The sequence below is a fragment of the Streptomyces sp. NPDC030809 genome, assembly GCF_055572195.1.
Genome location: NZ_JBVIDV010000015.1, coordinates 65,732 through 81,450 on the forward strand (window position 1 = coordinate 65,732; position 15,719 = coordinate 81,450).

General features: G+C 74.1%; 16 protein-coding genes and 1 riboswitch. Of the genes, 11 read left to right on the forward strand and 5 right to left on the reverse strand.

What is annotated here, in order from left to right:
* The first annotated feature begins 48 nt into the window (after positions 1 to 48).
* Positions 49 to 116, forward strand: a riboswitch (guanidine-III (ykkC-III) riboswitch).
* Positions 117 to 128: 12 nt separating this feature from the next.
* A complete protein-coding gene (locus ACZ407_RS20635; protein WP_468130182.1) occupies positions 129 to 1,004 on the forward strand; it encodes an MBL fold metallo-hydrolase in 876 nt (291 codons plus the stop codon).
* A gap of 81 nt (positions 1,005 to 1,085) precedes the next feature.
* Here ACZ407_RS20635 and ACZ407_RS20640 read toward each other — a convergent pair whose 3' ends face one another.
* Positions 1,086 to 1,925, reverse strand: coding sequence for a helix-turn-helix domain-containing protein (locus tag ACZ407_RS20640; RefSeq protein ID WP_468130184.1), 840 nt, complete (start codon positions 1,923 to 1,925; stop codon positions 1,086 to 1,088).
* A gap of 308 nt (positions 1,926 to 2,233) precedes the next feature.
* Between ACZ407_RS20640 and ACZ407_RS20645 the strand changes: the two genes are divergently transcribed.
* The 6 genes from ACZ407_RS20645 (at position 2,234) to ACZ407_RS20670 (ending at position 8,146) form a co-directional block, all read left to right on the forward strand.
* Entirely contained in the window at positions 2,234 to 2,599 is a 366-nt protein-coding gene (locus tag ACZ407_RS20645) for a hypothetical protein (RefSeq protein WP_468130185.1), read from the forward strand.
* Between the two features lie 46 nt (positions 2,600 to 2,645).
* A complete protein-coding gene (locus ACZ407_RS20650) occupies positions 2,646 to 3,050 on the forward strand; it encodes a hypothetical protein (protein ID WP_468130187.1) in 405 nt (134 codons plus the stop codon).
* A 233-nt stretch (positions 3,051 to 3,283) separates the two neighbouring features.
* Positions 3,284 to 5,020, forward strand: coding sequence for a transthyretin-like family protein (locus ACZ407_RS20655; RefSeq protein ID WP_468130189.1), 1,737 nt, complete (start codon positions 3,284 to 3,286; stop codon positions 5,018 to 5,020).
* A gap of 123 nt (positions 5,021 to 5,143) precedes the next feature.
* Positions 5,144 to 6,208, forward strand: a complete 1,065-nt coding sequence (locus ACZ407_RS20660) for a LuxR family transcriptional regulator (RefSeq protein WP_468130191.1) — start codon at positions 5,144 to 5,146, stop codon at positions 6,206 to 6,208.
* A gap of 133 nt (positions 6,209 to 6,341) precedes the next feature.
* On the forward strand, positions 6,342 to 7,481 hold the full coding sequence (locus ACZ407_RS20665) for an LLM class flavin-dependent oxidoreductase (protein WP_468130193.1): 1,140 nt from the start codon (positions 6,342 to 6,344) through the stop codon (positions 7,479 to 7,481).
* Positions 7,478 to 8,146, forward strand: coding sequence for a CE1759 family FMN reductase (locus tag ACZ407_RS20670; protein WP_468130195.1), 669 nt, complete (start codon positions 7,478 to 7,480; stop codon positions 8,144 to 8,146). Before ACZ407_RS20665 ends, ACZ407_RS20670 begins: the two co-directional genes overlap by 4 nt.
* A 73-nt stretch (positions 8,147 to 8,219) precedes the next feature.
* Here ACZ407_RS20670 and ACZ407_RS20675 read toward each other — a convergent pair whose 3' ends face one another.
* The 3 genes from ACZ407_RS20675 to ACZ407_RS20685 all read right to left on the reverse strand — a co-directional run bounded on the left by ACZ407_RS20675 (position 8,220) and on the right by ACZ407_RS20685 (position 10,692).
* Positions 8,220 to 8,666, reverse strand: coding sequence for a nitroreductase family deazaflavin-dependent oxidoreductase (locus ACZ407_RS20675; protein ID WP_468130197.1), 447 nt, complete (start codon positions 8,664 to 8,666; stop codon positions 8,220 to 8,222).
* Positions 8,667 to 8,854: 188 nt separating this feature from the next.
* Positions 8,855 to 9,295: a peptidase inhibitor family I36 protein gene (locus tag ACZ407_RS20680; RefSeq protein ID WP_468130199.1), complete on the reverse strand. Its 441-nt coding sequence runs from the start codon at positions 9,293 to 9,295 to the stop codon at positions 8,855 to 8,857.
* Between the two features lie 344 nt (positions 9,296 to 9,639).
* Positions 9,640 to 10,692 (reverse strand): helix-turn-helix transcriptional regulator, encoded by a 1,053-nt coding sequence (locus tag ACZ407_RS20685; RefSeq protein WP_468130201.1) that lies wholly within the window; start codon positions 10,690 to 10,692, stop codon positions 9,640 to 9,642.
* A gap of 83 nt (positions 10,693 to 10,775) precedes the next feature.
* Here ACZ407_RS20685 and ACZ407_RS20690 point away from each other — a divergent pair, with 83 nt between their 5' ends.
* From ACZ407_RS20690 to ACZ407_RS20700, 3 genes are all read left to right on the forward strand, one after another.
* The gene (locus tag ACZ407_RS20690) at positions 10,776 to 11,264 is read left to right on the forward strand and encodes a DUF3224 domain-containing protein (protein ID WP_468130203.1); all 489 of its coding nucleotides are present in this window, start codon (positions 10,776 to 10,778) and stop codon (positions 11,262 to 11,264) included.
* Positions 11,265 to 11,491: 227 nt separating this feature from the next.
* Positions 11,492 to 12,781 carry a hypothetical protein gene (locus ACZ407_RS20695; RefSeq protein WP_468130205.1) on the forward strand — a complete coding sequence of 430 codons (1,290 nt, stop codon included), beginning with the start codon at positions 11,492 to 11,494 and terminating at the stop codon, positions 12,779 to 12,781.
* 277 nt (positions 12,782 to 13,058) lie between these two features.
* Entirely contained in the window at positions 13,059 to 13,472 is a 414-nt protein-coding gene (locus tag ACZ407_RS20700) for a VOC family protein (RefSeq protein WP_468130207.1), read from the forward strand.
* A 4-nt stretch (positions 13,473 to 13,476) separates the two neighbouring features.
* On the opposite strand, the gene ACZ407_RS20705 is transcribed toward ACZ407_RS20700, so the two are convergent.
* Positions 13,477 to 13,908: a GNAT family N-acetyltransferase gene (locus tag ACZ407_RS20705; protein ID WP_468130209.1), complete on the reverse strand. Its 432-nt coding sequence runs from the start codon at positions 13,906 to 13,908 to the stop codon at positions 13,477 to 13,479.
* Positions 13,909 to 14,178: 270 nt separating this feature from the next.
* On the opposite strand from ACZ407_RS20705, the gene ACZ407_RS20710 reads away from it, so the two are divergent.
* On the forward strand, positions 14,179 to 15,588 hold the full coding sequence (locus ACZ407_RS20710; RefSeq protein WP_468130211.1) for a S41 family peptidase: 1,410 nt from the start codon (positions 14,179 to 14,181) through the stop codon (positions 15,586 to 15,588).
* Positions 15,589 to 15,719: the final 131 nt, after the last annotated feature.

The window sequence follows — 15,719 nt, forward strand, 5'->3', positions numbered from 1 at the left end:
CGTGCCGGGTTCCCCGGGGACGGCCGGGGAGGGCGTGGTAGCTTCCCCGTGGCGGCCCGCAGGGGCCGGCCCCGGACGAGATGTGCGCCGTACCCGGCCTGCCAAGACGACGCACGCGAGGAGACCTCGTGCACGCAGGCACGTCCCCGATCGACTTCGACGGCACCCTCCCGCGGCGGGCCCTGGGCGTCCGCTGGATCCACGGCTCGCCGTCCGCCAAGCACAACACGGATCCGGACATCCAGGTCCACGCGTACGACGAGCACACGCTGATCCTGCGGCAGAACATGGCGATCAACTACGAGGCCCCGTTCCTGTTCCTGCTGTTCGGGAACGAACGGGCGGTGCTGATCGACACCGGTGCCACCGAGTCCGCCGCGTTCTTCCCGCTGCGCCGCGTGGTCGACGGGCTCGTCGAGGACTGGCTCGCCCGCCACCCCCGCCCCTCGTACGGGCTGCTGGTGCTCCACACGCACCCGCACGGGGACCACGTCGCGGGCGACGGCCAGTTCGCCGGCCGCCCGGACACCACCGTGGTCGGCGCCGACCGGGCCACCGCCTGGGCGTACTTCGGCTTCGGCGCGGACCCCGACGCGGTGGCCCGCATCGACCTCGGCGGCCGCGTCCTGGAATGCCTGGCCACCCCCGGCCACCACGAGGCGGCGGTCACCTACCACGACCCGTGGAGCGGCTTCCTGCTGACCGGGGACACGGTCTACCCCGGCCGGCTGTACGTGGACGACTGGGCGGCCTTCACCCGGACCATCGACCGCCTGATCGACTTCACCGCCGGCCGCACCGTCACCCACGTGCTCGGCTGCCACATCGAGATGACGACCGAGCCGGGCGTGGACTACCCCATCCGCACCACCCACCAGCCCGACGAACCCCCACTGGAACTCACCCCGGACCACCTCCACGACATCCGCAAGTCCCTCACCACTTCCGGCCCCCACCCCACCCGCACCACCCACCCCCTCTTCATCATCTGCCCCAACACCTGACCCACCCCCCGCAGGGGCCGGTCCGACGAGTCGCAGGCGAGGGCCGGCCGGCCCGGCGGCACCGGCCGCGGATACCCGGGGTCAGGACGGGAGGAGGACGCTCGTGATGCGGCCCGGGGCGCGGTCGAGGACGGAGCCCGGGGGGAGGCCGCCGCGGAGGCGGAGCAGGCGGGAAGGGGGCAGGCCGGTCATGGCCTTCATGTCCCGGCTGAAGTGCGCCTGGTCGTGGTAGCCGCACACCGCGGCCACCTGCGCGGGCGCCGTGCCCGCGGTCAGCAGCCGCAGGGCCTTCTGGAGCCGGAAGATCCGGGCCATCCCCTTCGGCGAGAGCCCGACCTGCTCGCGGAACCGGGCCCGCAGGTTCCGCGCGCTCCAGCCCGTCCCCGCGGTGACCGCGGCCAGTGACCCCGCGTCCCGCCAGAGCCGGGACAGGGCCCAGCCGACCTCCGGCGCCACCTGCGGCCCCTCGGGCAGCCGGGCCGCGAACTCCCGGTCCAGCAGGTCGAACCGCGCCTCCCAGCAGCACTGGCCGTGCAGCTGCTCGCAGAGCTGGGCACCGCGCCGCCCGAGGACGTCCACCAGGTCGAGGTGGGTCCCCTCGAAATGCCACATGGGGATCCCGAACAGGCGGTACGCGCCGAGCGGGGTCATGTTCACCTCCAGCCCGTACAGCACGCCCGTGTGCACGCCGACGGCCGGGCCGGTGTGCGGCCCGCTCACCATGCCGAGCGAGACCGGGCGCGGGGAGTCCGCACGGGACACCCACAGCCCTTCGCTGAACGTGAAGACGAGCGTGACGAACCCCGTCGGCAGTTCCAGCCGCCGCCGTGGCGCACTGAGCTCCATGCGGAAGCCGTTGTAGCCGAGCACGTGCGGCCGCAGTATCCGCGCAGGCCGACGACGTACCGATCCCGAACCCATTCCTGGGCCCTCCCCCTGAAGGCGCGCGGCTGGTCAGGCCGCACGGTGCCGGAGCGCCGATCATGCCAGCGGCGGGCGGCGCGTCACCAGACAGGTTCCGGCCGGGCCGGTCCGGGCCGGATGACACCAAGCATTCAGGACCACTTGCTCTCACCCGGCATGCCTTCCGGGGCCCGCGGACCGGCGGCGATGCTTCTGCTGCGAACGGAGCCCAGCCTCCGGAAGCGCCGGCCCGGACCCCTTTCCGGGCCGGCCCCCGGCCCGGCCGGGGGCCGTTCCTCCCCTCCCGATCCAGCGAAGGGTTTCCCGTGAAGTCCACTCTGAGGACCAAGCTCTCCGTCCTGCTCGGCACCGCCGCGATCGCGGCCGCCGGACTGGCCGCCGCCCCCGCCGCCCAGGCCGACGGCCTGGGGTGTCCGGTCGGCGCGGTGTGCTTCTACAAGGAAGGCGGTGACGTGCGGACCGGCGTCCACGAGGCCGTCACGTCGAGCTGGGTGAACCTGACCGAGAGCAAGGGGGCGCAGATCGCGAACAACTCCCGCGACCGCGGCGGCGCGATCCTGCACTTCACCAACGGCCGCACGCTCTGCCTCAAGGCCGGTCAGATCCGCAACGACCTCCGGAGCATCGGCACCCTCGACAAGCTCCGCATCACCACCCGGGACAACTGCTGACCGCCGCCCGTCTCCCGTCTCCCCTTCCGAGAAGGACACCCCTGCCGTGACAAGAAAAGTCGGCGCAACCGCCCGCAAGCTCCTCGTCACCGGTGCCGCCCTGGCCGGTGCGACCGTGCTGGCCACCGGCCCCGCCCACGCCACGACCACGAACGTGTCCGGCCGCGTCGGCGGCTCGTACACGTACTACGAGACCGGCCGCACGATCACCGCCAACGGCTCGAACGTCTACCTCCGGATCCCGGACTTCGACCTGCCCATCTCGGTCAAGTGGTACAAGTGCGGGGACCGCAGCGTCGGAGGCCAGGGCGTGGAGCTGAGCGACGGCCGGCGCCACCTGATCGGCAGCAACTTCCGCGCGGGTACGGTCTTCTGCCTCGCCGCGGCCGCCGACCTCAGCGAGATCAAGCTCACCTGGAGCGGCACGCTCGACTGGAACGTGTACTCCTGACCCTGCCCGGCGCCGGTGCGAGAGGCGCCGCAACCGCCGGTCCGGCCGCGCCCCGCGCAGGGGCCGCGCCCGGACCTGCGGCACGTCCGAGCACGGTCCCGACGAGGTTGGCCTGCTTGTGACTTGGCGGGTGTGCCGATCCGAGCCGATGGCACGGATCCGCCACCACGGGGGCGCGGGATCCGGTAGAACCCGCATCCGCACCGAGTTCCCCCGACTCGAGAGGACCCCCCATGCACCTGAGTCGTACGCATCACCGCCACGCGGTGGGCGCCGCCGTGTGCGGGCTGCTGCTCGCACTCGCGGCCGCACCCGCCGGGGCGCAGGCACGCGTGCTCCCGGCGGCCCCGGCCCCGGCCGCCGTCCCCGCTGCGCTCGCCGCCCCGTCCGCCCCCGCCGCCTGCCGGCCGTCCGCACCCCCGCAGGACCGCACCGACGAACGGGCCCACTGCCTTTCCGTGTCCCTCCACCTGTCCGGGGCGCCCGCGCTCGGCGGTACGGCCCGGCTCGACATCGAGGTCGGCACCGCCGGCCGCGACACGGGCGTGCGGCTCGACGTACAGCTGCCCGCGGGGCTGGAGTGGGCGACCGCACCCGCCGGGCTCCGCACCGCCACGCGCAGCTCCCTCGTCCCGGCCCACGGGGGCCGCGTGCACCGCGCCGAGGGCACCGGCCGGACGGGACAGGGCCGCCCGTGGCGGCTCAGCGGGACCGTCCGCGCGGTGGCACCGGGACCGGCCGGCATCCGGGCCACCGCAACCTCCACCGCCGACGCCGCGGACACCGGCAGCGGTTCCGTCTTCCTGACGGTCGGGGTTCGGCGCTCGGTGGCCGGGATCCCGGTGCCCGCCGTCGGCGCGGCGGCGCCCGCCGCGCCCGGCGCGAGCCGCCTCCGGCCGGGGCTCGCCCACCGGCCCGCCGAAAGGGCCCGCACGCAGCAGCAGTTCCCGGCCGCGGCCGGCACCGCCTGCGCCACCGGCACGTGGAACTACGTGGACCACACCGGGGTCACCCGGGTCTCGGGCAACGCACGCGTGGCGGTGTACGACGACGACGCGCGCGGCTCCGACGACCTGCTCGCGAGCGGGGTCACCGGCGCGGACGGCGGTTTCCGGCTGTGCTTCGACAACACCGACGAGGAGGGCGGCGGCCAGGACGTGTACGTCCAGTTCGCCACCGAGAACCAGAACTGGGTGATACGCAACGGCAAGTCCCGCCAGCCGTATCGTTTCGCCACCGCGACCCGCGCCAACGTCCCCACCGGCACCTCGGCCGACTTCGGCGCCTTCCGGCCCGCCGACGCCGCCCTGATGCGCGGGGTCGAGGCCTTCGACGCGGTCAACACCGGCTGGAACTGGAAGCCCGGCTCCTGCTGGGACGCCCGGGACACCACCTGCCGCCGCGGCCTGGTCAACTGGGCCCCCGACTCCACCGACGGCACGTACTACTCCACCCAGGGCAACGCCGTGCACCTGGCCGCGGAAGACCCCGACGCGCCGGTGCTCGTCCTGCACGAGTTCGGCCACGCGATGATGGACGACGTGTACGAGGACGCCTTCCCGTCCTCCCCCAACTGCAGCCCGCACTACATCACGAAGACCAGCTCGGCCGGCTGCGCGTGGACCGAGGGCTTCGCGACCTGGTTCGGCGTCGCCGCGCTGGGCGATCCCACCTTCCGCTGGCCCGGCGGCCGTACGCAGGACCTGGAGGGGCCGACCTGGGGCACGGCCAACTGGGACAACGGGGACACCGTCGAGGGCCGCGCCCTCGGCGCCATGATCGACCTCTACGACGCCTCGAACGAGCCGGGTGACGCCTGCACGGAGGACCCGGCCGGACCGCTGTGGAACACCTTCCTCGGCCATGTCTCCGGTACGTTCGCCCAGTTCTGGAGCCAGCGGGCGGCGGACGGGTACGACGTGGGGGCGGGCCCGCTGTCCTGCCTGCACCACAACACGATCGACTACTGACGGCCGAACGCCCGGCTGCTGACGGCCGAACGCCCGGCCGCACCACCCCCGCCCCCCCCGGCCCCCGCCCGGGCTCCGGCAGGGGTGGTGCGCCGGGCGTACCGCGTTGGTACCTTGCCGCCCATGGCGACGGCGGAGATCGGCGGGGCCGGGGGGAGCGAGGGGGGCGAGGCCCTCGGGGACGCCCTCCGGCAGCTGGGCCTCGGGCGGACGGCCGCCCTCCTCTACCGCTCCCTGCTGGAGGCGGGCCCCGCCCGCCTGCCCGATCTCGGCGCGGCCACCGGCCTGACCGGCCCCGAGCTGTCCGCCGCGTACGCCGAACTCGCCGGGGCGGGCCTCGTCAGCACTCCGGCCGACGGCGGCGAGGCGGTGGCCCCGCTGCCGCCCGCCGCCGGGCTCCAGCTCCTCGGCCGCCGCCGCGAGGCCGAGCTCGACGCCTCCCGGATCACCGTCACCGGGGCCTTCGAGGCCTTCCGCCGCCGGCGGCCGGGGGTGTCCGCGGGGGGCCGCGGGCACGGCCCGGTCGAGGTCGTCACCGGCGAGGACATCGGACCGCGGCTGCGCCAGGCCTGGGCCAGCGCCTGCGAGCAGATCCGCCAGCTCGACTCCCCGCCGTACTTCCCCATCCCCACGGCCACCGACGAGTCCCTCGCAACCCTGGCCCGCGGGGTGACCCAGCGGGTGGTGTACTCCCGCGATTCCCTGGAGCACCCCGGCAACCTGGCCCGCAGCATCGAGCCGTGCATCGCCGCGGGGGAGCAGGCCAGGGTGGTGTCCGCGGTCCCCGTGAAACTGATCATCATCGACGAGGCCTGCGCCCTGGTCTCCCTGTCGATCCACGAGGTGGACGACCACCACACGCTCCTGGTCGTCCAGCCCTGCGGGCTGTTCTCGGCGCTCACGGCCCTCTTCGAGCAGACCTGGCAGGCGGCGCTGCCCCTGCACGGCTCCCGGCCGTCCCTCGTGCGGTCCGGGCACGACCGGGCGGGAGCGGGCCGGCCGCCCTCGGCCGCCGACCGGCGCCTGCTGGCCCTGCTCGCGGGCGGGGTCTGCGACGAGGCCATCGCCCGGGAGCTGGGCATCAGCCGCCGCACCCTGTTCCGGCGGGTGGAGCTCCTCATGGCCAGGCTAAGCGCCGCCACCCGCTTCCAGCTGGCCCTCCAGGCCCAGCGCCGCGGCTGGCTGTAGCCGGTCCCGCCGCCGCAGGGCCGCAGCCGCCGGGAGGCCGGTGGGAAGGCCCTGCGAAGGACCGGGAATACCTCGTCCGGTGCACCCGTTCCGGGGTATAGTTGAATCGTAAACAACCTTGGGAAGGGGAGCCATGCAGTTCGGGATCTTCACCGTCGGTGACGTCACGGTCGATCCGACGACCGGACGCGCGCCCAGCGAGCACGAGCGGATCAAGGCCATGCTCGCCATCGCGCAGAAGGCCGAGGAGGTCGGCCTCGACGTCTTCGCCACCGGTGAGCACCACAATCCGCCGTTCGTCCCCTCCTCGCCGACGACGATGCTCGGCTACATCGCCGCCCGCACCGAGAACCTGATCCTCTCCACGTCGACGACCCTCATCACCACGAACGACCCGGTGAAGATCGCCGAGGACTTCGCGATGCTCCAGCACGTCGCGGACGGCCGCGTCGACCTGATGATGGGCCGCGGCAACACCGGCCCCGTCTACCCCTGGTTCGGCAAGGACATCCGCGACGGCATCGACCTCGCCATCGAGAACTACGCCCTGCTGCGCCGCCTCTGGGACGAGGACGTGGTCACCTGGAAGGGCAAGTTCCGCACCCCGCTCCAGTCCTTCACCTCCACCCCCCGCCCCCTGGACGGCGTCGCGCCCTTCGTCTGGCACGGCTCCATCCGCTCGCCCGAGATCGCCGAGCAGGCCGCGTACTACGGCGACGGCTTCTTCCACAACAACATCTTCTGGCCGGCCTCCCACACCCGGCAGATGGTGAACCTCTACCGGCAGCGCTACGCCCACTACGGCCACGGCACCCCCGAACAGGCCGTCGTCGGGCTCGGCGGCCAGGTGTTCATGCGCCGCAACTCCCAGGACGCGGTCCGCGAGTTCCGCCCGTACTTCGACAACGCGCCGGTGTACGGCCACGGCCCCTCGCTGGAGGAGTTCACCTCCCAGACCCCGCTGACCGTCGGTTCCCCGCAGCAGGTGATCGAGCGGACCCTGTCCTTCCGGGACTACGTCGGCGACTACCAGCGCCAGCTGTTCCTGATGGACCACGCGGGCCTGCCGCTGAAGACCGTCCTCGAACAGCTCGACCTGCTCGGCGAGGAGGTCGTCCCCGTCCTGCGCAAGGAGTTCGCGAACCTCCGCCCGGCCGGTGTACCGGACGCCCCGACCCACGCGGCCCGCGTGGCCGCGGCCCGGGAGACCACGAATGCCCGGGAGACCACCCAGAAGGAGATGCCCGAGGAGATGAAGGAGATGAAGGCGTGAAACTCGTCGTCGTATCGGCGGGGCTGAGCTCCCCCTCCTCCACCCGGCTGCTCGCCGACCGCCTCGCGGCCGCGACCCTCGGGCACGTGGACGCCGAACCGGAAGTGATCGAACTCCGCGACCTGGCGACGGAGATCGCCCAGCACTTCGTCACCGGCTTCCCGCCCGCCCGGCTGGCCGCCGCGCTCGACGCGGTGGCCGCCGCGGACGGCCTGATCGCCGTGACCCCCGTGTTCGCGGCCTCGTACAGCGGCCTGTTCAAGTCGTTCTTCGACCTCATCGACAAGGACGCCCTCACCGGCAAGCCGGTGCTCCTCGGCGCCACCGGCGGCACGGCCCGGCACTCCCTGGTCACCGAACACGCCCTGCGCCCGCTGTTCACCTACCTCCGCGCCCTGGCCCTGCCCACCGCCGTGTACGCGGCTTCGGAGGACTGGGGCGACGAGGGCCTGGACCGGCGCATCACCCGCGCCGGCGCCGAACTCGCCCGCTTCATGGCCCCCTCGGCCGGGCGGAGTACGGCGGACCCCGCAGCTCCGGACGTGGACACCTCCGCCGCGATCGCCCCGCGCTCGCTGACCGGAGCCATCACCTCCGTGGACCCGACGGACGGCTTCACGGTCACGCCCTTCGCCCAGCGCCTGGCCGCACTGCAGGTCCCTTAGCCCGCAGGGCCCGGCCCCGCGGCCCCGTCCCCCCAGCTGCCCGACGCCTCGCCGGGCGGCTGGGGGGACGTGCTCAGGAGCGTTCCGGTTCGAGGACGAAGACCGGGATCACGCGGTCGGTCTTCTCCTGGTACTCCGCGTACGGCGGGAACGCGTCGACCGCGCGCCGCCACCACTGCTCCCGCTCCTCCCCGGCGAGCTCACGGGCCGTCATGCCCCGGGTCTCGGGGCCGTCCTGGAGGTTCACCCGCGGGTCGGACTTCAGATTGAAGTACCAGACCGGGTGGCTCGGGAAGCCGCCCTTCGAGGCCACCGCCGCGTACCGCCCCTCGTGCTCCACGCGCATCAGCGGGATCTTGCGGAGCCTGCCGCTCTTCGCCCCGCGCATCGTGACGATGACGACCGGCAGCCCGGTGTCGCGGAGCGTCGTGCCCCGCGTGCCACCCGAACTCTCGTACAGCTCGACCTGCTCGCGCACCCACTGCGCCGGACTCGGGTCGTACTCGCCCTCAAGAGGCACCGCATTCTCCCCATCGCCGCGTACGGAACTGTGTCGGCTCAGTCCACCACAGGCGGCCGGGCGAAGGGGAGACCGCCGTTCCGGCCCGGGCCGGCGGCCGCCGACCCCGGCCGGTTCCCGTCCGACCCTCGCCCGTGGCGGCCGGTGGGGAGCACCGGCGCACGGACGACCGGGAGCGGGCGCGGCCGTCAGCCGCAGGAGCCGGAGATCCAGCGGTGGGAGCGGACCTTGTACGTGCCGGCCAGGTTGGCGCCGTGCTGCTGGCGCTCGCAGCCGATGCGGTTGTTGTAGTTCGTGCTCAGGTAGTACGCGACGCCGGTGGCGCTCGACGTGCCGTTGTTGAAGGCGGACTTCACGTTCGTCGTCCCGGCCCAGGAACAGCGGACGCTGCCGCCCAGCCAGTCCGGGTCGGCATCGGACCAGGAACACATCTGGCCCGTGAAGTTGAATTCGGTCCAGAAGCACACGTTCCCGCGAGCGCAGTCGGCTGCGGCCCGGGCGAGCGCCGCCGCACTCGGGGCGGGTACGGCGGAGGCTGCCGCCGCGGCGTGGGCGGTGGCCGGCACCAGGGCGGAGGTCACGGCGAACACGGCACCCGAAACGGCCATGGCGATACGGCTCTTGCGCATGCGGAACATCCCTTTCTGCGGAGGAGCAGGACGGTGGTCACGCGAGGGCCGGTCCGGCGCTGACCGCCGGGCCCGGCGAGCGGCCACACCCTGCCCGGCGCGCACCGCAGCCACAAGGCGGCCCCGCGAAACTGTCCGAAACCCCCGGGCCCGTTCGCGCCACCGTCCTCACCCGGGGGCCGGGGCGGCCGGATCGGGGCCCTGCCCCGCCCAGGTGACGGAAAACCGTCCGGTCAGGGGCACCCGGCGGACCCTTCACGCCGGCCCTTGCCGAGCGGGCCCGCCCGCCGGGGCGGACCTCGCGGCGCTGGCCTTGCGGCGCCGACGTGGGAGGGCGGACCCGTTCAGGAAGGGGCCGGCGCATAGCGCGCCGCCGTCGCCGCGGCCGCTTCGGCGACGGCCGTGCGCAGGTGCGGCGGGTGCAGGACTTCGGCCTCCGGGCCCAGGCGGAGGAGGTCGCCCACCGCGACCGGGTCGTGCTCCACCTCCAGTTCCGCCTGCACCCAGCCCTCGGCGTCCGCTTCGCCCGCCCCGGCCAGCGCCCGGGCGCCCGCCGCGCCGAACTGCATGGGCAGCAGCCGGGCCGCGCGCGGGGACAGCCGCAGCCGTGCCGTCTGGTGCAGGCAGGCCGCCTCCATGCGCCGGGTGGACTCCTGCCAGTACGCGGCGAGGTCGAAGCCCGGCGGCCGCTCGAAGGTCTGGTCGAGCACCTCGACCGTCCGGAAGCGGGAGACCCGGTACGAGCGGGGACCGGCGGCCCCGTCGGCCGCCTTGGCCTTTCCGGTCCCGTCGGTGTCCTCGGTGTCCTCGGTGTCCTTGGCTTCGCCGGTGTCCTCGGCCCGCGCCACCAGGTACCAGGCGCCGCCCTTGAGCACCAGCCCCAGGGGGTGCAGCGCGCGGCGCACCTCCCCGCGCCACCGCCGGTAGTCCGCCCGGACCCTCCGCTGGTCCCACACCGCCTGCGCGATCGCGGCCAGGTGCGGGACCGGGTCGGCCTCCCGGAACCAGGCCGGGGCATCGAGGTGGAACCGGTCCTGGACCCGGCGGACCCGGCCCGCCAGAGCCGCCGGCAGCGCCGCCTCCAGCTTCAGCCGCGCCGTGGCGAGATCCGCGCCGAGCCCGAGGTCCGCCGCCGGCCCGGGCGCCCCGGCGAACAGCAGGGAGTCCGCCTCCGTACCCGTCAGGCCGGTCAGCCGGGTGCGGTAGCCGTCCAGCAGCCGGTACCCGCCCGCCGGCCCGCGGTCGGCGCACACCGGCACCCCCGCCGCGCCCAGCGCCTCCACGTCCCGGTGCACCGTGCGTACGGACACCTCCAGCTCGGCCGCCAGCTCGCGGGCGGTCAGGCGGCCGCGGTTCTGGAGCAGCAGGAGGAGGGTGAGGAGTCGGTCGGCACGCATGCCCTCATGTATATGACAGAAGGTGTCAGGTATGCGTCCGAGGGTGGGTTCCGCATCCCGAACCGAACACTCGGAGGACACCCATGAGCAGCGCGCAGACGACCACGACCACGACCCCGAGGACGACCGCGACCGCGACCGTGACCGCGATCACCACCACCGGCCGGTTCCGCTTCGCGGACTGGACGGAGCAGCCGCTCACCGCGGCCGAGGCCGTGCCCCGGCTGGCGGAGGCCTCGGTCCGGAACACCTTCTCCGGCGGTATCGAGGCGGCCGACACCCACTGCCGCTACACGATCGCGTACGTGGGCGAAACCGAGGGCACCTTCACCGGCCTGGAGCTCCTCACCGGCAGTCTCGACGGCCGCACGGGCACCTTCGTCCTGGCCGAACAGGGCACCTTCGACGCGGAGGGCACCCACTGCACCTTCGAGGTCGTACCCGGCTCCGGCACCGGCGAGCTCACGGGCCTGCGCGGCAGCGGCCGCTTCTTCTCCCCGCACAGCCCGGAGTCGGTGGCGTACACCTTCACCTACGAACTGCCCGACGCGCCGGCCGCGGGCGGCATGTGACGCTGCAGAAGGGCGGGGCGAGGGGCGGCGGTCTGCCGCAGTTCACCGTCCCGTGCGGCGGCGGGGCCGTGTCCAAGCGGATCCCCTCGGCCCCCGCTTCGTTCAGCCTGTCCGTCAAGGCGACGGGAGCGTGCCCGACACCGGGCGCGCTGCCGCCCTGACGGAAAACGCGTTGGTCCGCCCCGGCCCGGATGCGACGATGCCTTCGTTTCCCAGACGGAGGATGCTTGTACGTTTTCGTGTGCGCGGGGTGCGGAGCCGAGCTGACCGCCCCGCTGAGCCAGGTCGCCCTGCCGGTCCACGCCCACCAGCAGTACGGCAACGGGCTCCAGTTGCCGGTGCTCATGGAACCGGGCACCTTCGCCGTGGACCCGGAGCCCTCGGGTCCGCCCTGGCGCAGGTGGGAGGAGATCGAACCGGACGAGGCAGCCGCCCGCGGGGTCTTCGCCCCGGTCCTCGGCCTGTCGTACGGTGCGCCCGGCGCGGTGGTCATCGCACCCGGTGACGCCCGCAACACCGTGCTGGCCCTCGACGAGCGGGGCGGCGGCTACTGCTGCGGCCTCGGCCGCGGCGACGGACCCAACATGGCCTGCGAAGGGTGCGGGATGCCCGTCGCGACCCGGATCGACGACTGCTCGCTCTGGCAGGCGGTCTGGCTCGCCCCGGCCGCGGTGCGCCGCGTCCCCGTCACGGGCGCGGAGATCCCGCCCCTGTCCTGGCCGGAACTGATGGCGGAGAGCAGGGCCACGCCTCCGTTCGAGCCGGTCGGCCGCTGGGGGTTCGCCCCGCAGCCCGACCCCTGGTGGTCCTGGAGCCCCCGATGGGTGGCGGCGGTCGGCCGGGCCCTCGCCCATCTCCTCGCCGCCTCGGAGGGCCACCCGGTCACCGTCCCGGAGGGCCTGGCCGCAGAGGTCTTCCAACGCACCCTCAACACCCTTCTGCCACCGGCCTCTCCGGCCCGCTCGGCCTCTCCGGCCCGTCCGGCCTCTCCGGCCCCAGGCCTACCGGACCGACCGGTCCAGCGGGGGCTACCGGACCCGTCGGACCCCTCGGACCTGCCGGACCTGCCGGACCCCTCAGACCCGCTCGACCCACCGGCCCGCCGGGCGGTCCTGGCCGGCCCGGACGCACCCGGCCTGCAGGGTCTCCTCGGACCCGTGCACACGGGGGCCACCCCGGGCACGGACATCCTCATCGTGCCCACCCACCCGCAGACCGGGGAGCCCTGGAGCCCACCGGGGCGTCCGGCAGGCGCCGCACCCCTGGTGCCGCTGCCCCTGGGAATCTGGCTGGCCCTGGTCCTGCCCGAGCCCGACCCCCTGCCCGTCCCCGCCTCGGGCGGACTGCCCGCGGGCGTCCTCCGCGACGAAACGCCCGTCCCGCGCCCGCGCTACCTGTTCCACCCCGACGCCGACGCCTTCCACCAGACCCTCGTCCGCCTGCCGGCCGCGCGCACCCCGTGGCTCCGCAGACTCCTCGACGACCTCACCCCCCACCAGTGGGCCCGCGCCTTCTAGCCCGCCCCTCGCGAACGGGGCCCGGGCCACCCCAGCCACACCCCGTCGCGCATCACGACCCTGCCGCTCAGCTCCGGCTCGCCCCGCCAGGCACGTACGGTCCGCGGGGCCACGCGCAGGTACACGTACGGGGCCTCCTCCCGGCCGCGGGTCCCAGCCGAACCTGTGCGCATGTAGCCCAGCCACTGGCGATGGACCCAGTCAACCGTCCCTGAATCCGCGGCACTTGGGGTGTCGTACTCGGTCATCGAACTCGGTTCCGGCTACAAAGGACGGCATGGAACTCACCCAGATACGCCTGTTGGTGTCCGACTTCCCCGCCGTCTACCGCTTCTACCGGGACGTGCTGGGGCTCAAGCCCCAGTTCGAGGCCGAGAGCGGCCCGTACGCGAAGCTCAGCCCCGACACCGGACACGCCGCCATCGCGCTGCAGGACCGGTCGCAGATGGCGGGTGTGGTGGGGAGGCTGGGGGCGGAACCGGCGGGATACCGCTCCCTGGTGGTGCTCCGGGTGGACGACCTGGACGCCGCCCACGCGGAGCTCACCTCGCGCGGGGCGGAGTTCACCCGCGCGCCCGGCCCGATGGGCGACCGGATCCGCGTCGCGTACCTGGAGGACCCGGAGGGCAACCTGATCGAGCTCCAGGAATGGCTCGCGCTGCGCCCACGGTCCGGCAGCGCCTCGGCCTGAGGATTCACTGCGCGCCGAAGGTCATCCAGCGTTCGGGGGCGGACAGGGGGGTGAAGCCGATCTTGGCGTAGACGCCGTGGGCGTCGGCGGTGGCCAGGAGGATGCGGCGGAGGCGGTAGGGGGCGAGGTGGTCGCGGACGGCGGTGACGAGGGCCGTGCCCAGGCCCTTGCCGCGGGCTTGCGGGGCGATGTAGACGTCGCACAGCCAGGCGAAGTCGGCGAAGTCGGTCACCACCCGGGCGTAGCCGACCTGGTGGCCGGAGGCCTGGTCGTAGACGCCGAAGTTGAGGGAGTGGGAGATGGCCCGGTCCTGCTTCTCGCGGGAGCGGCCGACAGCCCAGTACGCGTCCTCGGAGAGCCATTGGTAGACGAGGGCCGGGTCGATGCGGGCGGGGTCGGCGGATATCTCGTAACCGGCGGGGAGTTCGGTGGTCATGGCTCATCCAAGCAGGTCGGGCCGGTCGGCCGCGGGTATTTTCATCCCGGCCGGATGCCCGCCCGTGGCCACCCCGCTGCCCGCCCCCGCCGATCCGCTGCCCGCCCGGCCGCCCCCGGAGCGCCCCCGGACCGTCCGGGCAGCCCCGGCTACTTCCGGTAGCGGGGGCTGCCCCCACCCCCGGTCGGGCGGGCAGCGGGATGGTCGCGGGCGGTGCCGGTCGGAGACCTTGGAGGTCCGCAGCAACTCGCCCACAGAAGGGGCAAACTCGTGCGTATCGCCATGGCCACTGCCGTCGCCGCCGCCTCCCTGGCCCTCGTCGGCGCCGTCGTGCCCTCCGCCGCGGCCGCCGCCCATTCCCCGGCCCGTCCACCGGCCCCCACCCGTCAGCAGCCCGTGAGCGACGGGATCTGGCGCATGGACGGCTACGGCACCGTGCTGGCCCTCCGCAACGGAACCCTCCAGGAGTACCAGACCACCGCCCTCAGCTGCCTCAAGGGCGACTCCGCGCAGCGCACCGCCCCCGGCAGCTACACCACGGCCGACGGCACGGTCCTGACGGTGCGCACCCGCGGCGACCGCGAGCACGCGTCCCTGCGGGCGGACGGGGCGGTCGGCAGCCGGCTGCTGCGGCGGATCGCGGCGCTGCCCGCCGCATGCGGCCGCCGCGCGGCCGAGGACCCCCGCAGCGCCTTCGACGTCTTCTGGCAGACCTTCGAGGAGAACTACCCGTTCTTCGCGGCCAAGGGCGTCGACTGGCACGCGGTCCGCGACCGGTACCGGCCGCGGGTGCACCCCGGGACGACCAGGGGCGAGCTGTACGCGGTCCTCGGCGAGATGATCGCCCCGCTGTACGACGCCCACGTCGCGGTCCAGGACGGCCGCCGGGCCTTCTTCCGGGTCCGGCCGGGCACCGTCCTGCCCGGCCCGGAGCTCGACAAGAAGGTCAAGAGGTTCATCCTGGCCCGCGACCTCAAGGACGCCCGCCGCGTACGGGAGTTCGCGCGGGGCCGGATCACGTATGCCGAGCTCCCCGGCGGCCGGGGCTACCTGCGGATCTCCGGTTTCAGCGGCTACGCGGACGACGGCGCCCCGTACCCGGCCCAAGTCGCCGAGCTGGACAGGGCGTTGGACGCGGTCCTCGGCGGCGGCCGGGCCCGGCGGCTGAAGGGTCTCGTCATCGACCTGCGGATCAACGGAGGCGGTCACGACGCCCTGGGCATCCGCATCGCCGAGCGCCTCACGGACAGGCCGTACCTCGCCTACGCCAAGCGGGCCCGCAACGACCCCGCCGACGCGGCGCGGCACACCCGCCCGCAGCCCGTGCACGTCAGGCCCGCCGAGGGCCCGCGCTACACCGGCCCGGTCGCCGTGCTCACCGGCGGCTCGACCGTCAGCGCAGGGGAGACCTTCACCCAGGCGCTCATGGACCGGCCCGGCCGCACGGTGCGCATCGGGCAGCACACCCAGGGCGTCTTCTCGGACGTCATGCGGCGCGCACTCCCCAACGGCATGTACGCATGGCTGCCGAACGAGGAGTTCCTGACCCGCTCGGGCCGGACCTTCGACGGCCCCGGCATCCCGCCGCACCTCACGGTCCCGGTCTTCACCGCGGAGGAGTTCGCCGGGCAGCGGGACTCGGCCTTCGACACGGCGCTGGAGGTGCTGCGCGGCCGGTGAGGAGGCAGCTCCCGTCCGGTCGGGAGGGCAGCTCCCCCGGCAGCCGGCTGATCACCCGGTTGGCGGCTGCGTCCGGGGGGCGAGCGGTGATGGGGTGGGCCCGCGGCGCCGGACCGGTGTGACGGGGAACA